The sequence below is a fragment of the Dietzia aerolata genome, from assembly GCF_014144865.1.
Taxonomy (GTDB): Bacteria; Actinomycetota; Actinomycetes; order Mycobacteriales; family Mycobacteriaceae; genus Dietzia; species Dietzia aerolata.
On record NZ_JAALDM010000186.1, the window covers coordinates 1 to 1,605 of the forward strand.

A 1,605-nucleotide genomic window follows, 5' to 3' on the forward strand; every position below is an offset into this window, starting at 1 on the left:
GGGCGCTGCTGGGCAGCACGGTCCGGTTTCGCAGCAGCCCTTCTCACAGCCAAAGGGGGCGTGGACCCCGCAGTCACAGCAGACGGGCGCGTGGACTCCGCAGTCGCAGCAGTCGCAGCAGTCAGGGGCGTGGGCCCCGCAGGGGCAACAGCCCGGCGCAGGGAATCCGCAGGAGTGGCGCCCGGCCGCTGATCCCTAACGCAGTGACACGGATCCGTCCGGCAGCGGTTCGCCGACGTAGATCCGGAAGGCGCGGGGGTTCGCGCCGGACATGAGGACCTCGATCTCCGGGTGGTCGACCTCATCCGGGTCGTCGGAGGGCTGACTCCACTCCACCTCGCGCACGCCGGTGAGTTCGTGCAGTGCCATTCGCGTGGCGCGGACCCACCGGACGTGCTTGAGGGCGGGCTCGTCGCGCAGTTCGTCGTCGGCGAGCCCCTCGCGGTCACGCAGATCGACCATGAGTTTCTCTCCGTCGGGCGCCTCGTAGGCATTACATACGGCATTGACCAGCACTGCGAGCGGCAGCGATGGCGCTGCTCCCAGGAGGTCGATGATGATCATTCGTGCATCGCCCACCTGGGAGGACGAGGGCGTGGTGAGGACCTGCATGCGTTCGGCGACGTCCTCGGTGATCTCGATGAGCTGAACGGTCATGACGCAACCCTTCTCATGTCGGAACGGTCGTCACAGGGGTTCGCGGCGCGGCCCCGGCCGTCCCGGCTGTGATCTAGATCATAGTCAATCGCGGAAAACTCTGGGTATCAGCGAGGTGACAATCTCCGTTCGCGCCGCACCCCCAACGAGAAGTGACTTCCGCCCGCATCGGTCGAGTGGCATTGTGCCGAACCCTCTGCTCGTTGCCGGGCTGCAAACCAGCCGGCCCAGCCGACCTGTCAGCCCAGCCGACCTGCCAGCCCGTCCCCCAGCCCAACCAGCCTCAGGCGTGCGACGCGTCCTGGCGGGCGCGGCGTCGCTCCTCGCGCTCGAGCCGCCGCGCAGCGTGGCGCTCGGCCTCGCGCTCGAGTTCTGCCGAGTGGTCGTACGGGCTGCCGCGGAAGCGACGGAAAGAGTAGATCATCAGCGCCAACGCGACAGCCGCGGAGAACAGGAGTGTGCCGCCGGTGCCCCAGCCGCCGATCAGCCACCATTCGGGGTTGAGGGGCCACCAGTCGGGAGCCGGCGGCTGCATCCCCCAGAAGATGCCGATCCCGGCCAGCCAGGCCACGCCGAGCATGGATGCGGCGATGCGAGGCCAGGACTGCACGCCCTTCGAGGCGCCTTCGAGGGCAAGTCGCTTGACGGGGTCGACCCTCCGCTCGAACCACTCGTACTGCTGTGAGAGCACCACCATCCCGGAGAACAGCATGAGCAGTCCGGGGCCGGGCAGGAACAGTGCCGCGATGCCGAGCACCACGAGTGTCCAGCCCAGGATCTCGAGGGCGAGTCGCTTGAGTGCGACATAGCCGAGTCTTCTCACGGGAACCATCGTGGCAGAAAATCGATCAACGCCCGAGTGAAGGGAGGTCGCGGCCGCCCGCGGCACCCCGGCCGGGCGCACGACCTCAGGTGCCCGCAGCACCCCGTCCGCCCGCAGCGCCCCGG

2 protein-coding genes are annotated in these 1,605 nt (G+C 68.5%); both read right to left on the reverse strand.

Annotation, left to right across the window (positions count from 1 at the left end; translation table 11 throughout):
- Positions 1-195 precede the first annotated feature (195 nt).
- On the reverse strand, positions 196-657 hold the full coding sequence (locus G6016_RS11420; RefSeq protein WP_182632771.1) for a hypothetical protein: 462 nt from the start codon (positions 655-657) through the stop codon (positions 196-198).
- Between the two features lie 283 nt (positions 658-940).
- On the reverse strand, positions 941-1,605 hold a 665-nt coding region (locus tag G6016_RS11425; protein WP_241730249.1), incomplete at its 5' end, for a PGPGW domain-containing protein.

Excerpts from the sequence above, each read along its gene's own strand:
- G6016_RS11420 (WP_182632771.1), bottom strand. The coding sequence starts at position 657 with ATGACCGTTCAGCTCATCGAGATCACCGAGGACGTCGCCGAACGCATG.